The following is a 21,963-nucleotide window of genomic DNA, read 5'->3' on the forward strand; positions in this document are numbered from 1 at the left end:
GCTTACAGATGCTGGGTTGCCATTGCGTTAGGTGCGCCACAGCCGTAGTGGTTTCGTCACACTCTTAACAGCGTTAACAACCGCCCCACGTGGCACGATGGGGCTCATGGAAACTTCAGGGCCGCTGGAGGCACACCGGTTGGGTGAGGGTCGGCTGGACGCCGACGTGGACCTCTACCGCAGGCTGAGTTCGGACATCACCGCCGGCGTCGCTGTGGTTTCCACCCGGCTGCGGAACAGGGACTACGCCGCGACGGTCAGCGCATTCCTCTCTGTGTCCTACGACCCGCCCACCATGCTGGTCAGTCTGTACGCGGAGTCCCGTATTGGCGAGGCCGTGGAGGAGGCGGGCACCTGGGCCCTGAGCGTTCTCTCCGGCAAGCACGAGGGCACGGCGACGTGGCTGGCCAGTCCGGGGACACCTCTGCACGGGCTGCTGGCGCAGGTCCCGTTCCGCCGCGGACCGGCCACAGGAGCCGCGGTTATCGACGGCTGCCTCGCCTACTTCGAGCTGCGGACCGTTTCCGTCCATTCTGCCGCGACCCACCTGCTGGTTGTGGGCGAGGTGTTGGCCATGGGCAGCAGCGCGGAACTGTCCGAGGCCCCGGACCCGCTGGTGCACTTCGGTTCGGAGTTCCGCCGGCTGGCACCGTAAATACTCAATGGCACGCGTAGCCACTGGCACGGCAAAAGGGTGCGTTCCACCGGGACTGACCGGCAGAACGCACCCAGCGTCTTTCGTGGGGTGTCGGTTTACTCGAGGTGCAACGGCTGTGCCGGGCGGCTGGCCGTGGCAGGCCGCCTGTCCCGGAGGAACCACGCCAGCAGCACCGTTCCCAGGACGGCGATGGCGGTGGAGACCATGGCCAGTCCCGGAACCGCCGGGAGGACAAGGAAGACGACGGCGGCTGCCACGGCCAGGGCGATGACGGTGGTCCTGGGCTGCTTCATGGAGACAATGGCCTGGACCAGCACGGCGCCGAGGACCGCGGGCAGCACATACAGGCGGGTCACATTCATGACGGCAGGCGGAATAACGCTGATGAGCCAGCTCCCCAGCAGCCCCACGAAGAGGACCAGTGAGGCCAGGTGTACGGCGGCCGCACCGCAGATGGCGACGACGGAGGCCAGCTGGCCGCGGCGGGTTCCGGGCTTGGCGCCGATGTTGGTCTGCGCGATCAGGGCGGCTGGCAGCAGCTTGTTGGAGATGTTGCCGATCATGAAGGCCTGGTACATGGCGGCCGGTCCAAGGATGGGGTAGTACGTCAGCGGCTCGACGATCCAGATGATCCCAAAGGTGGCGGCGACGGCGGCGAAGGCGATCCAGAGCTGCGCCGGCGCAATGTCCAGTCCGCCGGCGAAGACGAGGTACAGGGGGCCGGCGACGGAGACCAGCAGGCCCGCGATCATGGTGGCGCGTCCCCAACGCGAGGTGGTGCGGTCAAACTCGGCCATGGCTTGGTCCGTGGCGGCTGGTGCGGTGCTGGTGGCGGTCATAACTGGATTCCTGTCCGGTATTAAGGGGATCTGGGTTGGTCCGGTCCGGGTTCTGACGGGCCGCGCTGAGGCGGACGCGCGGGTCAGGCGCCGGACGTGACAAGTGCGGCGGCGAGGGCGGCGACGATCGAGATGCCCAGGCCCCACTCCCGCAGCCAGCTCCTGTCGAGTGCCTTGGCCAGCAGCAGGGACAGCGCCATTACGGCGGCGGACACGGCAAAGGTGACCACGTGGGTACCGGACTTTGGCAGCTCCGTGAAGCCCAGGCACGCGAAGGCTCCGATAAGGGCCGCCGCGGGGACAATGGCCATGGCCGCCGGGTTGATCGCGCGGACCTTGGCGTCGCCGCGGCGGAGCAGCGGGGTGAGGATCAGCGTGGCGATCATCCACATGGCTCCGCCGATGCTCATGGCAAAGAACGCCACCGCGAAAACGCTTTGGGTGTAGCTCTCGTCGCCGAGCTTGGCTCCCAGGGTGCCGGCAGCGATGCCGGCCGCCGAGACGTCGTAGGCAGCAGAGCCGATCAGTCCGATCCTGGACAGCACGGCGGGTGCGCCGAAGAGTGCCAGCAGCGCGATGGCCACGAGCGCGACGGCGAGTGAGGGGCCGATCGCCGAGACAGCGCCGGACCGGAATGACGTCCTGATGTCCCGTGGTGTCATCTGCACCGAGGGTGCCGCCCGGCGCACTGCCCTGAGGAAGATCAGCGACTGGATCACGATGACGCCGAAGACGCCTGCCACGCAGAGCCAGAGGACGGGGGCATTGGCGATTGCAAGGATGTCCGTGGAGCCGGTGGGTGCCAGGGATGCGTGCATGGGAGCCTCCTGATTGTGGCCCGCTGTGGGCCGGCGATGCTGATACCGCGGGCAGGACCGCTGCGTTGCGGAATCTGTTCCTCCGACCGGATCGGCCAGCAGGTTAGGAATACTGTCCGGGACACCGGTCCGGGACGGCAAGGGATGGCGGAATCGGCCAAAATTCTGGCCGGATCAGTCATGCTGCGGATTCATTTGCTGATGCCTTCCGCTCCCGCTTCCGGTCCACCACACTTCAGGGAAGAACAACTGTGCAGGGTACAACCGCGCAGTCTTCAACCGCCGCCCGAAGGAGCACCATGTCTGACGCCATCAGCGAACTTTCCGCCGTCGAGCTCACCGCCGCCATCAGGAACAGGGAAATCTCGGCGAGGGAGGCCCTTGACTGCCACCTCGAACGCATTGCCGTTGTGAATCCCCGGCTCAACGCGGTGGTGACCCTCGACGCCGAGGGCGCAGCCAAGCTGGCAGCCCGCGCCGACGAAATCACTGCCTCGGGCGCCGAACTGCCGCCCCTGCATGGCCTGCCCCTGACCCACAAGGACACCAACAACACCGCCGGCATGCGGACCACCCAGGGCTCGGTGGTGTTGAAGGACTTCGTGCCGGCCAGGGACGACCTGATCATCGCCCGGCTCAAGGCGGCCGGCGTGATCAGCACGGGAAAGACGAACGTTCCCGAGTTCGGGGCAGGCTCGCACACGTTCAACGAGCTCTTCGGCACCACTACCAATCCTTATGCGCCCGCGCTTAGCTCAGGCGGAAGCAGCGGCGGGGTGGCCGCCGTCGTCGGAGCCCGCGTGCAGGCAATGGGTGACGGCAGCGATATGGGCGGCTCGCTGCGGATCCCCGCGTCCTTCTGCAACATCGTCGGATTCCGGCCGTCCCAGGCCGTGATTCCGATGCCGTCCGATCTCAACGCCTGGTCCTGGCTGGGGCGGACCGGCCCGATGGCGCGCACTGTGGATGACATCGCACTGTTCATGTCCGTCACCGCTGGACGGGATCCGCGCGTGCCGCACCCACAGGTGATCGATCCGGCCGATTTCCGGGCCGGGCTTGGGACCGACATGCGCGGCATCCGGATCGGCTGGTCCCGGGACTTTGGCATCGGGGTTCCGGTTGAACCGGAAATCGCCGACCACCTGGAACGCCAGCTCGCAGTGTTTGAGGAACTTGGAGCAGTGGTGGAGGAGGCGTGCCCGGATTTCAGCGAGGCGGATCTGGTGTTCGGCAACACCCGCGCAATGGATTTCGCCGCCGGGCTGGGCGGGCTGGTCGCCGAATCAGGCGACCTCATCAAGCCGGAGGTGCGGTGGAACGTCGCCAAGGGTCTGGCCCTCACGGCCGAGGACATCATTGCCACCGACGCTGCCCGCACCCGGCTGGAACACAAAGTGCAGGACTTCTTCACGCGCTACGACATCTTTGCCAGCCCGTGTGCGCAGGTCCTGCCGTTCGATGCGTCGCTGCGCTACCCGCAGGAGGTGGCCGGCGTGGCCTCGGAAACCTACCTGGACTGGATGCGGTCGGCGTGCCTGCTCTCCGCCACCGGCCTGCCGGTGCTGAGCCTGCCTGCCGGGTTCAGCAGCTCGGGCCTGCCCATCGGGCTGCAGCTGGCCTCCAACCACTACACCGACGTGCAGCTGCTGCGCTGGGCAAGGGCGTTCGAGCAGCAGACGCACTACGCCGCCGTCGCTCCCAAACTGGCGGGCCTCAACCAGCCCGCATGATGCGTCCGCCGCGCTTGCGCGCATCCAGCAGCACGGACACGTCCACGCCGGCGGCCTGTGCCGCCCAGTCGGAAGCCGTTATCAGGCGGTACAGGGACGGCAGGTCGGGCACGGTCACGTCCGCCACGATCTGGTAGCCACCGGCGAGCGCTGCCGCATAGCGCACCGCGGGCAGCCCGGCCAGGCTCTTGCCGAGCTGCTCCACCTGGTGCGGCGCAGCCCTGATCCACAGCAGCGCCTCGACGGCGAGCCCCAGGGCAGCAGGTTCCACCACCACGCGGGGCTGGACCTGGTTGTTGGCAAGCAGCCATTCGCAGCGCCGGCGGGCTGTTGCTTCCGAGACCCCGACCCGCCGCGCCAGGGCCTCGAAACTGATGCGTCCATCCGCGCAGAGGGCTTCCACGAGCTCGGTGTCCTGCCGGTTCAGGGCCTGCCTGACTGCGAACACGCCCGCATCTGAAGCAACCGGCGAGCGCAGCGCGTCGGCCTGCTCGGCCGTGAGCATCTCCGGCCGCCAGCCCTGGATGGTCCGGAAATACCGCAGCACCGGATAACTCACGGAGTGCCGCAGGCCGATTGTGGAGGGCAGTTCGTCGGAGAGGATGTCCCCCATCCGGTCAGGATCGGTGAGGATCTCGGCCACGCAGTCCCCATTGCCTGTGACGGTATAGACGAACGTGGTGTCAGAGCGCTGCGCCAGTGATTGGGCAGCGGCGCGGGCCGTGCCCGGGGTGCAGCGCATTTCCACCAGCATCGACGCCGGATGCGGCCGGACGGCGGCGATGGCGACGGCGCCGGATTCCAGGAGCTGCGCCCCGCGCCGGGCGACGGTGCGCTCCGGCTCGCCGAGGACGGCGGCCATCTTCCGCCACGGGCAGCGGGGATCCAGCTGCAGGGCAGCCACAATCTGGCGCTCCAGTGAATCGAGCAGGATCATTCGCACTCCGTCATCCGCAAAACAGGCCCTCCGCCGGGGCTCCATTCCAGCATGGAACAGGCGGGGCCCACCTCCACCCTGTCGGTGTCATCGAACCGGCGCCGCTGTCCGGGGGACGGAGCGAAGGCGGGCGAGCAGCGTCGCGGCGAGGAACGCCGTCGTAATTTCCAGCACGATGATTGCCAGCAGGCCTTCGGCCCCCGACGCCAACAAGCCGGACGAGCCGGCTCCCGGCACTGGCAACGCGGCCGCCCCGGAATGGGCGTGCCCGGACGATCCTCCCCCGGAGAAGCCGGGGCCGCTAAGCAGCAGGACCGCGTGCACGGCTGTCATGGCCAGGGCGCAGCCCATCACCTGACGCAGGGCGCTATCCCGGCCGCCGCGCCACAGGTGCACGGCGCAGGGCAGGCAGACCCCGACCATCCCGAGCATCACGGCGCTCAGCCACGGACTGTGGTGGTTCCCGGCGACCAGCCACAGATGCACCCCGCAGGAAGCGGCGGTCACGGCCGAGACGGCGCGGGAGTGCAGGATATGACGGGACCTGGCGATGGGACCGGTGGACCGGCCCCATCCCGGCAAGGCAGTCACGGCCTGTGCCTAGCCATGGCAGTGGGATCCCGACTGTGCGTTCGGGTTGGCGGGCACATCCAGGACCGGGCTGCGGTCGAAGAAGCCCTCGGGGCGGAGCTTGAAGCCCACCGTGTCCACAGGCATGATGGGCCAGTCCTCGACGCGCGGGAAGTGTGTGAGGCCGAAGGTGTGCCACACAACGATGTCTTGGCCGTCGATGTCGCGGTCCTGGGCGATGTAGGCGGGAAGGCCCGCGCCGCCGGAGTGCTGGTTGACGAAGTCGCCGGTGGGGTAGCGCTCGTCTTCGGCGTACCGGGTGACCCACAGGTCCTTGGTGGCAAACGCCGCCCGGCGGGCAATGGATGACTCTGGGTCTGCCATGAGCGTGGGCTGGTTGTGGGCGTGCAGCTTGTAGCCCACTGGTTCGCCCAGGCGGTTGCGGGATTCGGGGTTGGAGATGATCCAGGTCCGGCCGGTGCGGGCATCGGCCTCGCGGACGGCCTCCGACTCGCGGGCCAGCACGGTGCGCTTCCGGGAGAACGCGTTGCCGCGCTCGTTGCCCGGTCCCATGGCCTGGCGTACCACGTCCTCCTCCTCCACCCTGTTGGTGAACCCGTCGATGGCCATGTCCAGGCGCGCACTGAAGAGGTGCTGGTGGAACGGCGCCCCCAGGCCCGGGGCGAGCTGGGAGATGTTGTCCGAGCCGCCTTCCGGGAAGGCGGAGGTGAAGACGACGCCGGTGGCCTTGGCTTCGAACTCGATGGTGCCGTCGAGGTAGAGGTACCAGTAGAAGCCGTAGTCGTAGTTGCCGATGGTAGTGAAGAAGGAAATCACCATGCGGCGGTTCCGGCGGGTGTAGTTGATCCCGGTCCAGAGGTCGCTGTGCTTGGCCAGGATGCCCCAGTCCTCCTCGTGCATGCAGATGCCGTTGCGGATCTCGCGCGGGTTGCCGAAGCCGTCGCTGATGACGGGGCTGAGGTAGGTGATCTCGCCAAGGCAGTCGCAGCCCAGTTCGAGGGAGTTGGCGTACTGCCCCACGAGGTACTCCCCCGTGTCGAAGTAGTTCTGCCAGGACCGGATCGGGGACGGGTCGCCGTACGGGACCACCATCTCGGCGATCGACGCGCGGTTGATGATGGGCCGGAGCCGGTCCCCGTCCCGGAAGCCGATGTTGTGCAGCACCACGCCCTCCCGGACGTCAAAGCCGACGTCGAGGCTCCACTTCTCCCACTCGATGTGGTTGCCGCCGGTCACGGTGAAGCTGGGGCCTTCGGGCTGGGTGATGCTGATGGGCTTCTGGGTGGTGCGGAGCGGACCCGTGAGCTCGGGATCGGTGTAGTTGCCATGCTCTGCCGGGATTGGCATTGGGCCCAGGTCAATGACCTGGGTGACTTCCTTGCTGACCACGTCGACGTACGCCACGAGCCCGTCCACCGGGTGAGCCCAGGCGCTGTCCTCGGGGAAGTCCTGCACGAACGCGAGGCCGCGGAGGATGCGGCGGCCCTTCTCCTCCGGGTACTCGAACACACCCGCTGACAGCGGGGCAACCCGGACCTTGCTGGCGTCCAGGTTCCGCGCGGCCAGGGCCTCAAGCCACCGCCCGTCCGTGGCCAGCAACTGCTCCACCACCTCGAACTCCTCTTCCAGGACCGGCAGTTCGCCGGTGGCCGCGGTGTCGAGTTCGACGGCGGCGATCACCGTGCCGCTGGTGACCGAGACAGTGACGTCCTGGGGACGGGCGCCGGAGACGTCGTGGATGAAGACCCGGAACCGCCGGTCTTCCGCCTCGCTGGCGGTTTCACGGGCCGGGTCGGATTCACGGGCCGGGTCGGTTCCACGGGCAGGGTCCAGCAGGCCCAGGTAGGCAATGCGCTTCTCCGGGCCAAGGAGGCCCCCGGAACGAAGAATGCCCTGCACCGCGCCGATGTCCGCGGCTGAGGCAAGGCGGAACGGGCTGGCTGTTTCTGTGATGGAGAGCGTCATGGCGGCCTTCGTCCGGGACCCTGGCGGGTCGGATTTTTATTTTCTATAGTTGTAGAGAATAAGCGAACGTAAGATGGCTCACAAGAGGCTGGGCGAAAATATTTACTGGGGAGCGGCCGCGTGCCAAAGATTGTTGACCACGACGAGCGCCGCCTGGAACTCGTCGATGCGACCTGGCGGATCATCGCCCGGATGGGCATTGAAAGCGCCACGATGCGGGAAATTGCCACCGAGGCAGGCTTTGCAAACGGTGCGCTCAAACCATACTTTCCCACCAAGGACACGCTGCTGACGTTCGCGTTCGGGCACGTCTTCAACCGGACCAACGAGCGCATCGCCGAAGTCACCGCCGGACTGTCGGGACTGGCGGCCCTGCGGGCCTTCTGCGTCGAGGTGCTCCCGCTGGACGAGGAAAGGATCAATGAAGCCCGGATCGTCATCCCCTTCTGGCAGAAGGCCATCAACGATCCCGGCAAAGCGCAGATCCACCGGGAATCCATGCAGCAGTGGCTGGATACGATCCGGCGCCACCTTGCGGAGGCCAGGGACAGCGGGGACGTGAGCACCGCCGTCGACGACGCCAGCCTGGCCGGCCAGCTGCTCAACATGCTGCTGGGTGCCCAGATCGCGGCCGCGCTGCTTCCCGAGGGCCAGACGGAACTCGGACTGGACGGGCAGCTCGAGGGCTTCCTTTCCCTGCTGACCCGCTAGCCGGCTCACCCCGCGAGCCTGAAGACCCCCACTCGCTGCGGACCCGCGCGGACCGCAGGAACCGACCCGCAACCAGGAGACCCCGACAGTGACCATCCCGCAGGAAATCGATACACCGGACATCATGATCGACGTCGACATACTCGACCGGAATATCGAGCGGATGGCGTCAGCCGTCCGGGCGCGGGGCCTGAGCCTGCGCCCGCACGCCAAGACCCACAAGGTTCCCGAAATCGCCGCCCGCCAGATCGCAGCCGGAGCCTCCGGACTGACGGTGGCAACCATCGGCGAGGCTGAAGTGTTCGCAGCTGCCGGAGTGGACAACCTGTTCATCGCCTACCCCCTCTGGATTTCGCCGCACAAAGCCAACCGCCTCCGGCGCCTGTCGCAGACTGCGCAGATCGCCGTCGGCGTGGACTCCGTGGAGGGTGCAACGACGCTGGGATCCGGGCTCGGGAAGGCGGCTGGGAACGTCAGCGTTCTGGTGGAAGTCGACAGCGGCCACCACCGCAGCGGCGTCCACCCGGAATCCGTCGTCCCGGTCGCCGAGGCGGCGGCGCGCGCAGGGCTGAAAGTCGAGGGAGTCTTCACCTTCCCGGGACACAGCTATGCGCCGGGCATGCCCATCGAGGCCGCCAGGCAGGAGCAGCAGGCGCTGGACCAGGCGTCCGAGGTTCTTGCCGCGGCAGGATTCGACGTCACCTGCCGCAGCGGCGGCTCCACGCCGACGGCGATGCTGACCGGGAATTCAGCTGCCACCGAGGTGCGTCCAGGGGTGTATGTCTTTGGCGACGCCCAGCAGCTGGAACTGGGGCGGTGCGCCCTCGAGGACATCGCGCTGGCAGTGGCAGCCACCGTGGTCAGCCACCATGCGGCCCCCGCGGACGGACCGGCACGTTTCATCATCGACGCCGGCAGCAAGGTTCTCGGCAGCGACCGGCCCGCGTGGGCAAGCGGCTTCGGGCGGCTGATGGACTATCCCGACGCCCGGATTACCGCACTGTCGGAGCACCACGCAACTGTCGAGTGGCACGGGCCCGATACTGCGCCTGCCATCGGGGACCGGTTGCGCGTCATCCCCAACCACGTGTGCCTTGCGATGAACCTGGTGGACGACGTCGCCGTGGTTCGCGGTGCCGAACTCGTGGACCGCTGGGTGGTGGCAGCCCGGGGCAAGAACAAGTAATCGGCCCGACCGCCTGTGTTCACCAAATCTTTTTTCGCCATGTGTTGAAAAAAGATGACAGGGCCGAATTTGGCCGCTAACCTGAAATGACTGTGTTCCAGGACACAGTGTTGGGGACCCTATTCAGATAGCCGACCGGCGTCAGGAACGTTCATGCCAGCAACCACGCCCCACCCCGCGGACCAGGCCCTCACGTCCAGCGTGGCCACCTCCTTTGACCACTGGAGGCACCTCGTAGCGCAGTCCTTTGTGCCGCTGGCCGCCGAAACGGAGCGGCCCGAGCAATTCCGCGGCCGCATGCGTTCCAGGGTGCTGGACCGCACGTGCATCGTGGAAGTTTCGGCTTCGGGACACAGCGTCCACCGCACACCGGCACTTCTGGCGCAGTCGGACCAGCGCTATTTCAAGCTCAACCTCCAGCTGGAGGGCACCGGGCTCCTCATCCAGGACAACCGCGAGGCCGTGCTCCGTCCCGGCGACCTGGCCATCTACGACACCAACCGCCCGTACACACTGGCGTTCGAAGATGCGGCCCGCATGATGGTGGTCATGTTCCCGCATGACTCCCTGTCGCTGCCGCCGGATTACGTGGGACAGCTGTCGGCCGTCCGCCTGGCCGGCGGGACGGGCCTGGCGGGCATTGTGGGGCCGTTCATCGCGCAGCTCGCCGGCAACCTGGAGGCACTCAGCGGGCCGAGCGGTTCCCGGCTCGCTGCCAACACGCTTGACCTCGTCTCCACAATGCTTCATTCGGAACTGGACCTGGCTGCGGACAGCATGAAGCCCCAAGCGCTGCTGGCTACGTCGGTCCGTGAATACATTGAGGCGAACCTCGCCGACCCGCAGCTGTCGCCGGCCGGCATTGCCGCGGCCCATTTCGTTTCCACCCGCCACCTCCACAACGTCTTCCACGAATCCGGCACCACAGTTGCCAGCTGGATCCGGAGCCGCCGGCTCGAGCGCGTCCGCCGGGACCTCAGGGACCCGCTGCACTCGGGCACCTCCGTGGGAGCCGTGGCGGCCCGGTGGGGATTCCTCGACGCGGCGCACTTCAGCCGCACCTTCCGGGACGCCTTCGGCGAATCACCCACCGACTGGCGGCGCGGCGCCTAAGCAGCCGGCGCCCAGATCAGCCCAGCCCAGCCCCAGATCAAGCCCTAGATCAAACCCTGGGCGAGCATCGCGTCCGCCACTTTGACAAAGCCGCCGATGTTGGCGCCCAGCACGTAGTTGCCGGGTTCGCCGTACTCATCCGCGGTGGAAGCGCAGCGGTGGTGGATTCCCACCATGATGTCCGTGAGGCGCTGTTCCGTGTGCTCGAAGGACCAGGAGTCCCGGCTCGCGTTCTGCTGCATTTCAAGCGCCGAAGTGGCCACGCCGCCCGCGTTGGCGGCCTTGCCCGGCCCGAACAGCACGCCCGCCTCCTGGAACACCGCCACGGCGTCCCGGGTGGAGGGCATGTTGGCGCCTTCACCGAGCGCGAGGAGGCCATTGCGCACCAGGCGGGCGGCAGCATCGCCGTCGAGCTCGTTCTGGGTGGCGCAGGGCAGCGCCACCGTCGCGTCGACGTCCCACACGGATCCGCCGTCCACGTAGGAGACGCCGCCCCTGCGTTCCGCGTAGTCCTTCAGGCGGCCGCGGTCCACTTCCTTCACCTCGCGGAGCAGGTCGACGTCGATCCCGGCCTCATCCACCACGTAACCGGAGGAGTCGGAACACGCCACCACGCTGGCGCCGAGCACCTGGGCCTTCGCGATTGCATTGATGGCCACGTTGCCGGAGCCGGAAACAACCACGCGCTGCCCGTCGAAGGATGAGCCCTGCGTCTTGAGCATCTCCTCTGTGAAGATCACCGTGCCGAACCCTGTGGCCTCCGGCCGGACCAGGGAACCGCCCCAGGAGATGCCCTTGCCGGTCAGGACTCCTGATTCGTAGCGGTTGGTGATGCGTTTGTACTGCCCGAAGAGGTAGCCGATTTCCCGGCCACCCACGCCAATGTCGCCGGCAGGCACGTCCGTGTACTCGCCGATATGCCGGTACAGCTCAGTCATGAACGACTGGCAGAACCGCATCACCTCGGCGTCACTGCGGCCGCGGGGGTCGAAGTCTGAACCGCCCTTGCCCCCGCCGATCGGCATGCCGGTGAGGGCATTCTTGAAGGTCTGCTCGAAGCCGAGGAACTTCACAATTCCGAGGTAGACGGACGGGTGGAACCGGAGGCCGCCCTTGTAGGGGCCCAGCGCCGAGTTGAACTCCACGCGGAAGCCGCGGTTGATCTGGACCCGGCCGGAATCGTCGGTCCACGGCACCCGGAAGATGATCTGCCGTTCGGGCTCGCAGAGCCGTTCCAGGATGGCGGCTTCAAGGAACTCGGGGTGCCGGTCATGAACCGGGCCGAGGCTTTCGAACACCTCGACCACCGCCTGGTGGAACTCCGCCTCGCCGGGATTCCGCGCCAGGACCGTATCCCTGACCGCCTCCAGCCGTGCATCCATGAATCTGTCCCTTACTTCCGCGAGCAACCGTCAAAGTGTATCTTTGCGCCTGCATATTGTTGAGCTTTCAACTTAACCGATTAAGACCGCAGCCGCGTAGCGGGGAGGGCAGCTATCCTCTATTCTCCGTATTGTGACAGTTAATTTCCGTATTATGAGATCCGGGCGTTCAATGTCGTGCGCCAGGAAGGCACACTGATGGCGTACGTGTGCCTCCTCCTTTCCGGTGCAGCGCTGCTTGTCAACGGGCTAGCACCGCTCGGGCACCTTCCGCGCCGCGACGCTGCCGTGTTCAGCCTGGTCATAGGCACCATCCAGCTTGCCCTGGGCGTTGCCTCTTTGAGTTCGGCCTCTTCCGGCCTTAACGACGGCGGCCCGCAGCTGCTGCTTTCGGCGGCCGGCATGTTCCTGTTCGGCCTGACCTACGTTTACGTCGGCCTGGATTTCCTGCTGGCGCTGGGGTCCAATGGCCTCGGCTGGTTCTGCGGCATGGTGGCCGGGTGCGGCCTTCTGCTCGCCGCAGCCTGGTTCCCTGAGGACCCGCTGCTGGCGGTGCTGTGGCTCTGCTGGTCCTACCTGTGGATGCTGTTCTTCTTCTCGCTGGCGCTCGGTCGGAGCCGGCTGTCGCCGCTGATCGGCTGGTCCCTGGTTCTGGCCAGCCAGACCACGGCAACGGTGCCGGCCCTGCTTGGAATGACCGGGCAATGGCCGCGTGACCCCGCGTTGGCCGGCATAGCCGCGGCCTGCATCGCGGCACTGCTGTTGCTCGCCGGCGGCCTCGCCCGGAGGGACGGCCGCCGGGATGCCCGGCGGGACGGCGGGCTGCACGGCCAGCCCGCCGTCGTCGTCGTCCCTAACGAACCGTTAGCCGACGACGGGCCCTTAGTTGCCGCTGACAGCAGCCTCATCGGCGAACTCAAGCCCTGAGGTGCGGCCCCGTTTCTCCACGCCGATTTCCGCCAGCACCCCGGCCAGGAACATCACCGGGACGGCCACCAGCAGTCCGGTGGCCGTTTCGGCGCTCCCGCCGATGAGGGACGTGAAGTTGCTGACCACCAGGTAGAGAACCCAGGCCAGCAGCAGCGAAGCAACGGCCGGCGCGATCACGGTCTGCCAGAGCTGCCCGGACACCCGTTCGCGGCGGAAAAATACGACGACGGCCAGGGAGCAGAGCATGTACAGCACCAGCAGCGCTGCAACAGCCAGCCCGCTGAACCATGAGAAGAGGGTCAGCACGGGGTCCATCCCCAACACTGCGAACGGGCTCACAAGGAGCACCGCGACGGTGGTCTGGACCCAGGCTGCCGACGCGGGTGCGCGGTGCTTGTTGGTCCGGGCCAGGACAGCAGGCAGGGAACCGCGCAGGGCCAGCGAGTGCAGGTAGCGGTTAATGCCGTTGTGGAAGGCGACGATGCCCGCCAGGAGGGACGTCACCAGGAGAATGCCTGCAGTCACGCCGGCCCAGGGGCCGAACAACTCGACCAGGGGCCCGATCACGAATGAGGTCGCGTCTCCTGACTCCAGGGCGGCTCCAGCGGCGTCGATCACGTGTGAGGGTCCGTAGAAGCTCACCAGCATCCACGTAATGAAGGCGAAGAACACCGCGATGATGCCTACGGAGAGATACGTTGCCCGCGCCACCGTCCGGTGGGGATCCTTGGCCTCGGCGGAGTAGATGGCCGTCGACTCGAAGCCGAACATGGAGGCCACTGCGAACATGATGGCAACGCCGGGAGCTCCGCTTGCGATCGCCTCGGGGGAAAACGAGGCTGCCACGTTGAGGCCTTCCGGGCCGCCGCCCTTCAGCAGGACGGTGAATCCGAAGAGCAGCAGAATCGCCACTTCCAGGCCCACAAGGAACGCCAGGACGCGGGCGCCGAGTTCGATGTTCTTCGATCCCAGCACTTGCACGCCTGCCATGGTGGCACCGGCAAGGAGCCACCATGGAACGGTCACGCCGGCCGAGGCCAGTAGGCCGGAGAAGGCCACGCCGTAGAGTCCGTACATGGCGGCCTGCACCGTGCTGTACGCCAGCAGTGCCAGCCAGGCAGCTCCTGTGCCTGTCTTTCTGCCGAAGGCGGCGGTGATGTAGGCGTAAAAGGCGCCGTTGGCCTGCACCTTCCGGCTCATGGCGACGAAGCCGACGGCGAAGATGACAATGACAATGCCCACGATGAGGTAGGCGCCCGGTGCCCCGGCGCCATTGCCGAGTGCAGCCGCCAGGGGCGCTGCGCCGACGATGCCGGTCAGCGGAGCCTGGGCGGAAAGAACGAAAAAGAGAATGCCCAGGACGCCGATGCTGCCCGCGCGGAGGGCGGTGGATTGCTCCTTGCGCGGTTTTGCTTCTGCAGTCCGGGGCTCGGAATTTGAAATACTCATTGGATCCTTCTTAACGGTCATGAGCGTTGGAGAGGGGTGCCGGCAATGGCCTCGCACCGCTGAATCCAGCTTTGCAGTCCCGGTCGGATAGGGCTTGTCTGGCAGCGATCAGTTGTTGTGCCTCAGCGCACTGGTCGTGTCCTTCAGGAGTCTCATCTCAGAGGGTCCCGCGGATGCTCGCCTCCGGTCAAGCAGGTTGCTGCCGCTGGACGCCGCCTCCGTGAGACCATGTGGCAATGAGCAGCGATCCCGCTCTCGAAGTGAGCGCCCTGGCCATCAATGTCACCATTCCGGCGGCACTCCGCTGGACGGACAGCCGAAGGGGCGAAGAGTTCACGCTGACCACGCTGAACGTCCGGCTCCTGCCCGACGGCCACCTTGCCGCCAAGGCCTACGGCCGGCCCCTCGCCGGCGGCCGGGGAGCATACGTTTCGTTCCGCGTGCCTGACCGGCCGGAGCTCACCGCCCTGATCGCGGAAGCTGCCAGCCACGCTGCCGGGATGTGGGCGGCGCACCGGGGGCTTCGCTGAGGCATACGGCCCGAAGTAGCCCGCCGCCTTAAACAGAACTGCCGGCCCGGCAGTCCATTTGTCACGCGTGGTGGCTGAGCAGCCCGCGGCTATCCGTGCGCGCGGGCCGGGAGGAGCGGCGCAAAGAATGCCCCGAGCTCCGCCGTCGCGGTCAGTGGCAGGACGTTCGCCACGTACTGGTCCGGTCGGACCACCACCACGACGCCGCCGCGGTCCAGGCCGCGCAGGTCGAAGATGTCGGCCTTCGGGTCGGTGCCGTACACCTTTTCCAGGTTGGTGAGCTTGAACGGCCCCACCTCCGGCTTGAACACCGCCGAGACGGCATTGATGTCAATGTCCCTGTGGTCCTGCTGGTAGATGACCTTCACGTCGAACCAGGCATCGGCGTCGTTACCCTCAGGCGTGGCCGCAAGCGGCGACTCCGGCGACTTCTCCATCCACTGCGCGAAGTCAGCGGTCGGCGACGCGGCGCCGGCCTCGGCCGGGTCGGCGAACACGTAGATGCGCCAGCGACCATCTGCCTTTGCCTGGTGTCCCAGCTGCAGCGGGTTGGTGTCGCACACCCGCTGTACGGGCGCGGACTTGAAGCGCTTGCCGACAGGGAAGCCAGTGGCCAGGTTCTGGTGCGTTGCCTCGGCTACGATCATCGACGGCGAGTACTCGGTCATGAAGCCGGCCGGGAACTCGGCGGTGCGCACGTAGAAGTCCTCGAGCTCCGAGGGGTCATCGAACTCCTCGGGCTTCTTGGCCATCAGGGTGGACCATTCCTTGTCGAAATCGATGAGGTTCTTCGCGACCACCTGGCGCTCCGCGGAGTAGGTGGCGAGCAACGACTCCGGGCTGCGGCCCTCGAGCACGTGGCCGAGCTTCCAGCCGATGTTGAAGCCGTCCTGCATGGACACATTCATGCCCTGGCCGGCCTTGGCGCTGTGCGTGTGGCAGGCGTCGCCGGTGATGAACACCCGCGGCGTGCGGGTGTCCCGTTCGGCGGGCAGGACGTCGTCGAACCTGTCGGTGAGGCGGTGGCCCACCTCGTACACGCTGTGCCAGGCCACGTTGCGGACGTCGAGGGTGTAGGGCTGCAGGATCTGGTTCGCGTGGGCGATGATCTGGTCGATGGTGGTCTTGCGGATGGCGCCGTTGTCGTTCTCAGGCACGACGCCGAGGTCGACGTACATGCGGAACAGGTGGCCGCCCTCACGCGGAATCAGCAGGATACTGCCGCCGTCGTGGGACTGGATGGCGCACTTGGTGCGGATGTCCGGGAAGTCGGTGGACGCGAGGACATCCATGACGCCCCAGGCGTGGTTGGCCTGGTCGCCGGCGAGCGTGCAGCCAATCGATTCACGGACCCTGCTGCGCGCGCCGTCAGCACCCACCACATATTTGGCACGCACAACGCGCTCCTGCCCTGCGTCCGGGCCGGCGGTGCGGACGAGGGTCACGGTGACGGGGTACTCCCCCGCCTCCGTGACATCGAGACTGCGGAACTCGTAACCGTAGTCGGGGGTCATTCGGGTCGGGGAAAAGGCCATGACCCGGGCGAAGTAGTCCAGCACACGGGCCTGGTTGACAATCAGGTGCGGGAATTCGCTGATGCCCATTTCGTCGTCGACCGCGCGGGCGGCGCGGTAGATGTGCTTCGGGTTCTCCGGGCTTGGCTTCCAGAACGCCATCTCGGTGATCCGGTAGGCCTCGGCGATGATCTCCTCGGCGAAGCCGAAGGCCTGGAAGGTCTCCACGCTGCGTGCCTGGATGCCGTCGGCCTGGCCGATCGCGAGGCGCCCGGGCCGGCGTTCCACAATGCGCGTGGTGATGTCCGGGAACTGGGAGAGCTGGGCGGCCGCGAGCATGCCTGCGGGGCCGGAGCCCACGATGAGCACGTCGACCTCGTCGGGCAGCTCTTCGGGGCGGTTCATGCCGACGCCGGCGGCGGGCTGGATGCGCGGGTCACCGGAAACGTAACCGTGGTGGTGGAACTGCACGGGCTTTCCTCACTTCACTGTGTGGCTGGCTTTCGCCAAATTTGGTGTTCCATATTCGAACAGGTGGTTCGATAATAGAAATCGTGGTTATGCTTCAGTACTGTACGTCACATGAGACCCGGGTTACAAGCAGCTTTTCCTTCCCCGAAAAACGGGGGTTGACGAAGTAGCCGGAAGCGGTCCAGTATGTTTCGTATACGATTTCGTACCTGATGAGGAGAACGCTTTGGAGCAGGTCAACGGCGACACCCTGGCAGCAGCACGCAAGGTGATCGCGGTGCACATCAACTACCCCAGCCGGGCGGCCCAGCGCGGCCGGACCCCGGCGCAGCCCTCCTACTTCCTGAAGCCGTCGTCCTCGCTGTCCCTGACCGGTGGCGCCGTCGAACGCCCGGCCGGCTGCGAACTCCTCGGCTACGAGGGCGAGATCGCCATCATCATCGGCAAGGCGGCCCGCCGGGTCGACGTCGAAGACGCGTGGAGCCACGTCGCCGCGGTCACCGCCAGCAACGACCTCGGCGTGTACGACCTCCGCTACGCGGACAAGGGCTCCAACCTCCGGTCCAAGGGCGGCGACGGCTTCACCCCGGTTGGCCCGGCACTGATCCCGGCAGACGCCGTCGACCCCGCCAAACTGCGGGTCCGCACCTGGCACAACGGCGAACTGGTCCAGGACGACACCACCGCGGACCTTCTCTTCCCGTTCGCCCGGCTCGTGGCGGACCTGTCCCAGCTCCTCACCCTTGAAGAGGGCGACATCATCCTCACCGGCACGCCCGCCGGCGCCTCCGTCGCCGTACCCGGCGATGTGCTGGAAGTCGAGGTGAGTGCCCTTGGTTCTGAAGGCGGGCAGCTGAGTTCCGGCCGGCTGGTGACGCGGGTGGAGGAAGGCACGACGGCGTTCGCCGACTTTGGTGCCGGGCCCAAGGCCGATGACCTGCAGCGGGAGGAAGCGTACGGTTCCCGTGAAGCGGCGGGGCTGCCCGCCGTCGGGCCGGTTCTCTCCCCAGAGCTGAAGGCCAAGCTGGAGAGCGTCTGCACCGCCACGCTGTCTTCGCAGCTGCGAAAGCGCGGCCTTAACAACGTCAGCATTGACGGACTGACCGCCACCCGCCCGGACCGCAAGGTGGTGGGCCTGGCCCGGACCCTGCGCTACGTGCCCAACCGCGAGGACCTCTTCAAGACGCACGGCGGCGGATTCAACGCCCAAAAGCGCGCCATCGACTCCGTGAACGAGGGCGAAATCCTGGTCATGGAGGCCCGCGGAGAGAAAGGCACGGGCACCATCGGTGACATCCTCGCCCTGCGCGCCCAGGTCCGCGGCGCCGCCGCCATCATCACCGACGGCGGGGTCCGTGACTTTTCCGCCGTGGCCGCCATGGAGCTGCCCACCTACTACTCCAACCCGCACCCTGCCGTGCTGGGCCGCCGCCACATCCCGTGGGACACGGACATCACCATCGCCTGCGGCGGCACCACCGTGCAGCCCGGCGACATCATCGTGGCCGACTCGGACGGCATCCTGGTGATCCCGCCGGCCCTGGCCGAGGAAGTCGCCAACGACTCTATCGCCCAGGAACGCGAAGAGGTTTTCATCGCCGAAATGGTGGAACAGGGCCACGGCGTGGACGGGCTCTACCCGCTCAACGCGGCATGGCGCGCCAGGTACGAAGAATGGGAAGCAATGGGAAGCAGGCAAGGCGAATGACTGAAACGGCCACCTTCACGGCTGACACTGTCACTGGCAGCGCTACCGGCAGCAAGTCCGAGCAGGCCTACCAGGCCATCAAGGCACGGATCGTCGAAGGCACCTACACGCCCGGTTACCGGCTGGTCCTGGCCGCCATCGCCAAGGACCTCGGGTTCAGCGTGGTCCCGGTCCGGGAAGCGATCCGCCGGCTCGAGGCCGAGGGCCTGGTGAAATTCGAACGGAACGTCGGGGCCACCGTGGCGGGCATCGACCCCACCGAGTACCTCTACACGATGCAGACGCTGAGCATCGTGGAGGGTGCGGCCACTGCGCTGTCCGCTCCCCTCATCGGGGAGGCGGACGTGGCGAGGGCCCGCGCCGTGAACGCCGAGATGCGCGAGTGCCTGCAGCATTTCGACCCCGTCCGGTTCACCCGGCTCAACCAGGACTTCCACAGCGTGCTCTTCGAGCACTGCCCCAACCCGCACATCCTGGACCTCGTCCACCGCGGCTGGAACCGGCTGGCATCACTGCGGTCCTCAACCTTCCGCTTTGTCCCCGGCCGGGCCCGGGAATCGGTGGAGGAGCACGAGGCGCTCCTGCAGCTCATTGAATCCGGCGCCGGCGCCGACACCATCGAAAAAGCAGCACGGCTCCACCGCTCCGCCACCCTGGACGCGTACCTCGCCCAAACCACTCTCAAAGACCCCAATCCTTAAGACCACAGTTAGGACCTCAACGATGACGACCCCTGTAGAAACAGCAGCCAAGCACTACCTTCCCGAGAATCTGCCCACCCACATCCAGCACTACATCAACGGCGAGTTCGTTGATTCCGTGGGCGGCAAGACCTTCGATGTCCTGGACCCGGTGTCCAACACGAACTACGCCACCGCCGCCGCCGGCCAGAAGGAGGACATCGACCTCGCCGTCGCCGCCGCCCGCGAAGCCTTCAAGAACGGCCCGTGGCCGAGGATGAAGCCGCGCGAACGCGCCCGCATACTGAACCGGATCGCCGACGCCGTCGAAGCCCAGGAAGCGCGCCTCGCCGAACTGGAAACGTTCGACACCGGCCTGCCGATCACCCAGGCCAAGGGCCAGGCGCTGCGGGCGGCGGAGAACTTCCGCTTCTTCGCGGACCTGATCGTGGCCCAGTTCGACGACGCCATGAAGGTCCCCGGTTCGCAGATTAACTACGTGAACCGCAAGCCGATCGGCGTCGCCGGACTCATCACCCCGTGGAACACCCCGTTCATGCTGGAGTCCTGGAAGCTGGCCCCCGCTTTGGCAACCGGTAACACCGTGGTCCTGAAGCCCGCCGAATTCACGCCGCTCTCGGCCTCGCTGTGGGCGCAGATCTTCAAGGACGCGGGACTGCCGGACGGCGTCTTCAACCTGGTCAACGGGCTCGGCGAGGAGGCCGGCGACGCCCTGGTCAAGCACCCGGACGTCCCGCTGATCTCCTTCACCGGCGAGACCACCACCGGCCAGACGATCTTCCGCAACGCCGCCGCCAACCTCAAGGGCCTCTCCATGGAACTCGGCGGCAAGTCCCCGTGCGTGGTGTTCGCCGACGCCGACCTCGACGCCGCGATCGACTCAGCACTGTTCGGCGTCTTCTCCCTCAACGGCGAACGCTGCACCGCCGGCTCCCGCATCCTGGTGGAACGCGCCATCTATGACGAGTTCTGCGAAAAGTACGCTGCCCGGGCCAAGAACATCGTCGTCGGTGATCCGCACGATCCCAAGACCCAGGTGGGCGCCCTGGTCCACCCCGAGCACTACGACAAGGTGGCCTCCTACGTGGAGATCGGCAAGTCCGAGGGCCGGCTGCTGGCCGGCGGCGGACGGCCGGAAGGCCTGCCGGAGGGCAACTACATCGCCCCCACCGTGTTTGCCGATGTCGCACCCGATGCCCGGATCTTCCAGGAGGAGATCTTCGGTCCCGTCGTCGCCATCACCCCGTTTGAGGACGACGACGAGGCGCTGGCTTTGGCGAACAACACCAGGTACGGCCTGGCGGCCTACATCTGGACCCAGAACCTGACCCGCGCCCACAACTTCTCGCAGAACGTGGAGGCCGGCATGGTGTGGCTGAACAGCCACAACGTCCGCGACCTCCGCACCCCGTTCGGCGGCGTCAAGGCCTCCGGCCTGGGCCACGAGGGCGGCTACCGCTCCATCGATTTCTACACCGACCAGCAGGCCGTGCACATCAGCCTCGGCGCCGTCCACACCCCCAAATTCGGCGCCTAGCCCAACTAGCTCGCATTTGTTGTCGTTTTGAGCCTCCAAAACGACATCTACTGCTAGTCAGTTGGGTATAAACCCCCTTTCAAAGAAGAGAGAACATCATGACCAACTTCGTTCCCACCCCCACCGTCCCGGCACCGGATATCGTCCGCTGCGCCTACATGGAAATCGTGGTCACCGACCTCGCCAAGTCGCGCGAGTTCTACGTCGACGTCCTCGGCCTGCACGTCACCGAAGAGGACGAGACCACCATCTACCTCCGCTCCCTGGAGGAGTTCATCCACCACAACCTGGTGCTCCGCCAGGGCCCCATCGCCGCCGTCGCAGCCTTCGCCTACCGGGTCAAGTCCCCCGCCGAGGTGGACGCCGCCGAGGCCTACTACCGCGAACTCGGCTGCCGGGTTGAACGGCGCAAGGAAGGCTTCACCAAGGGCATCGGCGACTCCGTCCGCGTCGAGGACCCGCTGGGCTTCCCCTACGAGTTCTTCTACGAGACCGAGCACGTGGAACGCCTCACCCAGCGCTACGACCTCTACTCCGCCGGCGAACTGGTCCGCCTGGACCACTTCAACCAGGTCACCCCGGACGTCCCCCGCGGCCGCGCCTACCTGGAGGACCTCGGCTTCCGCGTCTCCGAGGACATCAAGGACTCCGACGGCGTCACCTACGCCGCCTGGATGCACCGCAAGCAGACCGTGCACGACACCGCCCTGACCGGCGGCAACGGCCCCCGCATGCACCACGTCGCGTTCGCCACGCACGAAAAGCACAACATCATCCAGATCTGCGACAAAATGGGCGCCCTGCGCATCAGCGACCGGATCGAACGCGGCCCCGGCCGGCACGGCGTCTCCAACGCGTTCTACCTCTACATCCTGGACCCGGACGGCCACCGCATCGAGATCTACACCCAGGACTACTACACCGGCGACCCGGACAACCCGGTGGTGACCTGGGACGTCCACGACAACCAGCGCCGCGACTGGTGGGGCAACCCGGTCGTCCCCTCCTGGTACACCGAGGCCTCCCTGGTCCTGGACTTGGACGGCAACCCCCAGCCGGTCATTGTCCGCGAGGAAAAGAGCGAGATGGCCGTGACCGTGGGCGCTGACGGCTTCTCCTACACCCGCAAAGCCGACGACGGCGGCGCTGCCGCCGGCGAGGGCTTCAAGCTTGGAGCGCAGGTCTAAGCC

The 21,963-nt window shown here is 66.8% G+C and carries 19 protein-coding genes; 11 read left to right on the plus strand and 8 right to left on the minus strand.

The genetic code is table 11. From position 1 onward, the window contains the following. Positions 1–106: 106 nt before the first annotated feature. On the plus strand, positions 107–655 hold the full coding sequence (locus ACFRAU_RS01020) for a flavin reductase family protein (protein ID WP_377998429.1): 549 nt from the start codon (positions 107–109) through the stop codon (positions 653–655). 98 nt (positions 656–753) lie between these two features. Here the strand turns inward: ACFRAU_RS01020 and ACFRAU_RS01025 are convergent, their stop codons facing one another. Continuing rightward, complete coding sequence (locus ACFRAU_RS01025; RefSeq protein WP_377998430.1) at positions 754–1,497, minus strand: hypothetical protein; 744 nt, start codon at positions 1,495–1,497, stop codon at positions 754–756. Between the two features lie 83 nt (positions 1,498–1,580). Next, positions 1,581–2,315 carry a DUF5058 family protein gene (locus tag ACFRAU_RS01030; protein ID WP_377998431.1) on the minus strand — a complete coding sequence of 245 codons (735 nt, stop codon included), beginning with the start codon at positions 2,313–2,315 and terminating at the stop codon, positions 1,581–1,583. Between the two features lie 299 nt (positions 2,316–2,614). Between ACFRAU_RS01030 and ACFRAU_RS01035 the strand changes: the two genes are divergently transcribed. Beyond that, on the plus strand, positions 2,615–4,048 hold the full coding sequence (locus tag ACFRAU_RS01035) for an amidase (RefSeq protein WP_377998432.1): 1,434 nt from the start codon (positions 2,615–2,617) through the stop codon (positions 4,046–4,048). Here ACFRAU_RS01035 and ACFRAU_RS01040 read toward each other — a convergent pair. The 3 genes from ACFRAU_RS01040 to ACFRAU_RS01050 form a co-directional block, all read right to left on the minus strand. Continuing rightward, positions 4,032–4,985: an Lrp/AsnC family transcriptional regulator gene (locus ACFRAU_RS01040; RefSeq protein WP_377998433.1), complete on the minus strand. Its 954-nt coding sequence runs from the start codon at positions 4,983–4,985 to the stop codon at positions 4,032–4,034. The genes ACFRAU_RS01035 and ACFRAU_RS01040 overlap by 17 nt on opposite strands. Before the next feature lie 87 nt (positions 4,986–5,072). Beyond that, on the minus strand, positions 5,073–5,576 hold the full coding sequence (locus ACFRAU_RS01045; RefSeq protein ID WP_377998434.1) for a hypothetical protein: 504 nt from the start codon (positions 5,574–5,576) through the stop codon (positions 5,073–5,075). A 9-nt stretch (positions 5,577–5,585) separates the two neighbouring features. After that, on the minus strand, positions 5,586–7,541 hold the full coding sequence (locus ACFRAU_RS01050; RefSeq protein WP_377998435.1) for a primary-amine oxidase: 1,956 nt from the start codon (positions 7,539–7,541) through the stop codon (positions 5,586–5,588). 120 nt (positions 7,542–7,661) lie between these two features. Between ACFRAU_RS01050 and ACFRAU_RS01055 the strand changes: the two genes are divergently transcribed. The 3 genes from ACFRAU_RS01055 to ACFRAU_RS01065 all read left to right on the plus strand — a co-directional run bounded on the left by ACFRAU_RS01055 (position 7,662) and on the right by ACFRAU_RS01065 (position 10,551). Beyond that, on the plus strand, positions 7,662–8,252 hold the full coding sequence (locus ACFRAU_RS01055; protein ID WP_377998436.1) for a TetR/AcrR family transcriptional regulator: 591 nt from the start codon (positions 7,662–7,664) through the stop codon (positions 8,250–8,252). A gap of 124 nt (positions 8,253–8,376) precedes the next feature. Continuing rightward, entirely contained in the window at positions 8,377–9,438 is a 1,062-nt protein-coding gene (locus ACFRAU_RS01060) for a D-TA family PLP-dependent enzyme (protein ID WP_377998578.1), read from the plus strand. Between the two features lie 153 nt (positions 9,439–9,591). Continuing rightward, entirely contained in the window at positions 9,592–10,551 is a 960-nt protein-coding gene (locus ACFRAU_RS01065) for a helix-turn-helix domain-containing protein (RefSeq protein ID WP_377998437.1), read from the plus strand. A 44-nt stretch (positions 10,552–10,595) separates the two neighbouring features. Here the strand turns inward: ACFRAU_RS01065 and gdhA are convergent, their stop codons facing one another. Then, entirely contained in the window at positions 10,596–11,933 is a 1,338-nt protein-coding gene (gene gdhA, locus ACFRAU_RS01070; RefSeq protein WP_377998438.1) for an NADP-specific glutamate dehydrogenase, read from the minus strand. 198 nt (positions 11,934–12,131) lie between these two features. Here gdhA and ACFRAU_RS01075 point away from each other — a divergent pair, with 198 nt between their 5' ends. Beyond that, complete coding sequence (locus ACFRAU_RS01075; protein WP_377998439.1) at positions 12,132–12,860, plus strand: AmiS/UreI family transporter; 729 nt, start codon at positions 12,132–12,134, stop codon at positions 12,858–12,860. Here the strand turns inward: ACFRAU_RS01075 and ACFRAU_RS01080 are convergent. Continuing rightward, on the minus strand, positions 12,816–14,312 hold the full coding sequence (locus ACFRAU_RS01080) for an APC family permease (protein WP_377998440.1): 1,497 nt from the start codon (positions 14,310–14,312) through the stop codon (positions 12,816–12,818). The genes ACFRAU_RS01075 and ACFRAU_RS01080 overlap by 45 nt on opposite strands. 236 nt (positions 14,313–14,548) lie before the next feature. On the opposite strand from ACFRAU_RS01080, the gene ACFRAU_RS01085 reads away from it, so the two are divergent. Next, a complete protein-coding gene (locus ACFRAU_RS01085) occupies positions 14,549–14,842 on the plus strand; it encodes a hypothetical protein (protein WP_377998441.1) in 294 nt (97 codons plus the stop codon). 89 nt (positions 14,843–14,931) lie between these two features. Here the strand turns inward: ACFRAU_RS01085 and ACFRAU_RS01090 are convergent, their stop codons facing one another. Further along, positions 14,932–16,827: an FAD-binding monooxygenase gene (locus tag ACFRAU_RS01090; protein ID WP_377998442.1), complete on the minus strand. Its 1,896-nt coding sequence runs from the start codon at positions 16,825–16,827 to the stop codon at positions 14,932–14,934. Between the two features lie 226 nt (positions 16,828–17,053). Between ACFRAU_RS01090 and ACFRAU_RS01095 the strand changes: the two genes are divergently transcribed. The 4 genes from ACFRAU_RS01095 (at position 17,054) to hpaD (ending at position 21,960) form a co-directional block, all read left to right on the plus strand. Continuing rightward, a complete protein-coding gene (locus tag ACFRAU_RS01095; protein WP_377998443.1) occupies positions 17,054–18,535 on the plus strand; it encodes a fumarylacetoacetate hydrolase family protein in 1,482 nt (493 codons plus the stop codon). Next, positions 18,532–19,236: a GntR family transcriptional regulator gene (locus ACFRAU_RS01100; RefSeq protein WP_377998444.1), complete on the plus strand. Its 705-nt coding sequence runs from the start codon at positions 18,532–18,534 to the stop codon at positions 19,234–19,236. Before ACFRAU_RS01095 ends, ACFRAU_RS01100 begins: the two co-directional genes overlap by 4 nt. 22 nt (positions 19,237–19,258) lie before the next feature. Beyond that, complete coding sequence (gene hpaE, locus ACFRAU_RS01105) at positions 19,259–20,773, plus strand: 5-carboxymethyl-2-hydroxymuconate semialdehyde dehydrogenase (protein ID WP_377998445.1); 1,515 nt, start codon at positions 19,259–19,261, stop codon at positions 20,771–20,773. A 98-nt stretch (positions 20,774–20,871) separates the two neighbouring features. After that, on the plus strand, positions 20,872–21,960 hold the full coding sequence (gene hpaD, locus ACFRAU_RS01110; RefSeq protein ID WP_377998446.1) for a 3,4-dihydroxyphenylacetate 2,3-dioxygenase: 1,089 nt from the start codon (positions 20,872–20,874) through the stop codon (positions 21,958–21,960). Positions 21,961–21,963 lie beyond the last annotated feature (3 nt).

The organism is Arthrobacter sp. NPDC056691, assembly GCF_042791415.1.
Classification (GTDB): domain Bacteria; phylum Actinomycetota; class Actinomycetes; order Actinomycetales; family Micrococcaceae; genus Arthrobacter.

Coding starts and splice junctions, on each gene's coding strand:
- ACFRAU_RS01030 (WP_377998431.1), bottom strand. CDS start 2,315: ATGCACGCATCCCTGGCACCCACCGGCTCCACGGACATCCTTGCAATC.
- ACFRAU_RS01075 (WP_377998439.1), top strand. CDS start 12,132: ATGGCGTACGTGTGCCTCCTCCTTTCCGGTGCAGCGCTGCTTGTCAAC.
- ACFRAU_RS01065 (WP_377998437.1), top strand. CDS start 9,592: ATGCCAGCAACCACGCCCCACCCCGCGGACCAGGCCCTCACGTCCAGC.
- ACFRAU_RS01020 (WP_377998429.1), top strand. CDS start 107: ATGGAAACTTCAGGGCCGCTGGAGGCACACCGGTTGGGTGAGGGTCGG.
- hpaD (WP_377998446.1), top strand. CDS start 20,872: ATGACCAACTTCGTTCCCACCCCCACCGTCCCGGCACCGGATATCGTC.
- ACFRAU_RS01040 (WP_377998433.1), bottom strand. CDS start 4,985: ATGATCCTGCTCGATTCACTGGAGCGCCAGATTGTGGCTGCCCTGCAG.
- gdhA (WP_377998438.1), bottom strand. CDS start 11,933: ATGGATGCACGGCTGGAGGCGGTCAGGGATACGGTCCTGGCGCGGAAT.
- ACFRAU_RS01050 (WP_377998435.1), bottom strand. CDS start 7,541: ATGACGCTCTCCATCACAGAAACAGCCAGCCCGTTCCGCCTTGCCTCA.
- ACFRAU_RS01100 (WP_377998444.1), top strand. CDS start 18,532: ATGACTGAAACGGCCACCTTCACGGCTGACACTGTCACTGGCAGCGCT.
- ACFRAU_RS01060 (WP_377998578.1), top strand. CDS start 8,377: ATGATCGACGTCGACATACTCGACCGGAATATCGAGCGGATGGCGTCA.
- ACFRAU_RS01085 (WP_377998441.1), top strand. CDS start 14,549: ATGAGCAGCGATCCCGCTCTCGAAGTGAGCGCCCTGGCCATCAATGTC.
- ACFRAU_RS01080 (WP_377998440.1), bottom strand. CDS start 14,312: ATGAGTATTTCAAATTCCGAGCCCCGGACTGCAGAAGCAAAACCGCGC.
- ACFRAU_RS01025 (WP_377998430.1), bottom strand. CDS start 1,497: ATGACCGCCACCAGCACCGCACCAGCCGCCACGGACCAAGCCATGGCC.
- ACFRAU_RS01035 (WP_377998432.1), top strand. CDS start 2,615: ATGTCTGACGCCATCAGCGAACTTTCCGCCGTCGAGCTCACCGCCGCC.
- hpaE (WP_377998445.1), top strand. CDS start 19,259: ATGACGACCCCTGTAGAAACAGCAGCCAAGCACTACCTTCCCGAGAAT.